The sequence below is a fragment of the Streptomyces sp. NPDC001781 genome, assembly GCF_053596035.1.
In genome coordinates, this window is sequence record NZ_JBSFFI010000076.1 from 1 (window position 1) to 2534 (window position 2534).

Consider the following 2534-nt stretch of genomic DNA (forward strand, 5'->3'; position numbering starts at 1 on the left):
GAGGACGCGGCGATGATGACGACGGTCGGAACCGAACCGGTTTCGCTGGAAGACCTGGAGCCGTTCCCCGGCAACGCCCGGCGCGGCGACGTGGAGCTGATCCTGGACTCCCTGCGCGCGAACGGGCAGTACAAGCCGCTCACGGTGCGGCGGCACGCCGACACGTTCACCGTGCTCGCCGGCAACCACACCCGGCTGGCGCTGCTGCGGCACGAGGAGGACGACCGGGCCGCCTGCGCGGACTGGGAGCTGTCCAACGACCGCCCGTGCCAGCTCTGCATCAGCGTCGACAAGGACGACCCAGCCGCGCTCTCGCACATCATCGAGTGCGACGACGCCACGGCCCGGCGCATCAACGTCGTGGACAACCGCGCGGCCGACGTCGGCGACTACGACCAGCAGGCGCTGGAGGCCATCCTGGCCACGTTCGACGGCGACCTGGTGGGTACCGGCTACGCACTGAGTGAGGCCGACCGGTTCGCGGCCGGCGGCGCGGACGCGGACCTGCTGCCGCCCCCGGCCGCCGTCCCGCCGGCGGAGTTCCCGTCCTACGACGAGGACATCCCGACCGAGCACCGTTGCCCGAAGTGCGGCTATACGTGGTCGGGCAAGTCGTCGTGACTGCCAAGCCGCTGTACCGCGTGCCGTCCATGGAGGAGATCCGGGCCCTGCCGTGGAACGGCTTCAATGCCGTGTCCACGTTTTCAGGGTGTGGGGGCAGCAGCCTCGGCTACCGCATGGCCGGGTTCCGGATGCTGTGGGCCAGCGAGTTCGTCCCGGCCGCGCAGGAGACGTACCGGGCCAACGCCGCGCCGTACACCGTGCTGGACACCCGCGACATACGCGAGGTCACCGGCCAGGACATCCTCACCGCCACCGGCCTCGGCGTCGGGGAGATCGACCTGTTCGACGGCTCGCCCCCGTGCGCGTCGTTCTCCACGGCAGGCAAGCGCGAGGCCGGCTGGGGGTCGGTGAAGAAGTACAGCGACACCAAGCAGCGCACCGACGACCTGTTCTTCGAGTACGCACGGCTGATTGAGCAGACGCGGCCCCGCGTGTTCGTCGCCGAGAACGTCGCCGGACTGGTCAAGGGCACGGCGAAGGGGTACTTCAAGGAGATCCTGGCGCGGCTGAAGCAGTGCGGGTACCGGGTGCAGGCGCGGGTGCTGGACGCGTCGTGGCTCGGTGTCCCGCAGGCCCGGCAGCGGCTCATCCTCGTGGGTGTCCGGGACGACCTCGGCATGGACCCGGCGCACCCGGCGCCGCTGCCGTACCAGTACACCGTGCGCGACGCGCTGCCGTGGATCCTGGCGCAGGGCGACAACGGCGGCTTCGGTGAAGGCGCTATGCGTGCGGCTGACCAACCCTCTCCGACCATCGGCGCCACCCCCGCTACGGGGAACAACCGCTTCCCGCCGTCGCGGGTCATCGTGGAACCCCGGTTCATCCACGACACGTCCGGGCAACCGCAGTTCAGCATGGGCGACATTACCGACCGGGCGTCGGCAACTCTAAAACTCAGGCCCAACGACTTCCAAATCCACGGAGAAGCTGAGCCGGTCACCCATGACCCGGAGACCGGGCAGGCCCTGTCCATCAAGGGGTACGCCGTCCATGAGGAGTGGAGGAAGCTGCGGCCCGGTGAGAAGTCGGACAAGTATTTCCACGTCCGGCGGCAGCACCTGGACCAGCCGTACGAGACGGTCATGGCCCGGCAGGGTGACGGCCCCAGCTTCACCGGGCCGAACCACTGGGTGGAGGCGCGGAAGCTGACGCTGGGCGAGTTGCGGGCCATCGGCGGGTTCCCGGCCGACTTCGCCCTCACCGGCAGCTACGCGCAGCGCTGGGAGCGGATCGGCCGGGCGGTGCCGCCGGTGATGATGTCCCACATTGCGGCCACGGTCCGGGACCGCATCCTGCTCCCGCTGCGCGAGGCGGGGACGATCTGATGTGTGGCCTCGTGGCCGCCGCCGGGTCCGTCGACCTCGGCCGCGCCGTGGCAGCGCTCGCCCACCGGGGCCCGGATTCAGCGAACACCGCTGAATCAGCCGGCTGCACGCTCGGGCACACGCGGCTGGCGATACAGGACCCGTCGTCCCGCTCGGACCAGCCGTTCCGGGACGGCCCGGTGCTGCTCGCCTACAACGGCGAGCTGTTCAACTCGGGCCACGTCCGCCGCCTCGTGGAGCAGGCGGAGCCGGGCCGGGTGTGGCGGACCACCGGGGACACGGAGGTCGTGGCCGCCGCGCTCGCCGTGCTCGGGCCCGCCCGCGCGCTGCCCGCCCTGGACGGCATGTTCGCCCTCGTGTGGACGGACGAGCGGGAGCCCGGCACGCTGCACGCGGCGCGCGACCGGCAGGGTGAGATCCCGCTGCACGTCCACCGGGCCCGGCCGGTGCTGTACGCCTCGGAGCTGAAGGCGTTCACCGCGCTCGGGCGCCGGTGCGGCCCGGCCGTGCTGGACGTCGGCGCGGGGGAGTGGTGGCGCACCGAGGCGCGCACCGGTGCCACCTCGCGGCGGGCCTTCCACACGC

2 protein-coding genes and 1 pseudogene are annotated in these 2534 nt (G+C 71.5%); all 3 read left to right on the top strand.

Annotated features, from left to right (window positions below):
• Positions 1–621: hypothetical protein (locus ACWCV3_RS28650; protein WP_451230190.1), on the top strand; the 621-nt coding region annotated here is incomplete at its 5' end.
• Positions 618–1949 (top strand): DNA cytosine methyltransferase, encoded by a 1332-nt coding sequence (locus ACWCV3_RS28655; RefSeq protein WP_451230192.1) that lies wholly within the window; start codon positions 618–620, stop codon positions 1947–1949. The genes ACWCV3_RS28650 and ACWCV3_RS28655, both read left to right, overlap by 4 nt.
• Positions 1949–2534: pseudogene (locus tag ACWCV3_RS28660) on the top strand (hypothetical protein); the annotation flags it as partial. The gene ACWCV3_RS28655 and the pseudogene ACWCV3_RS28660, both read left to right, overlap by 1 nt.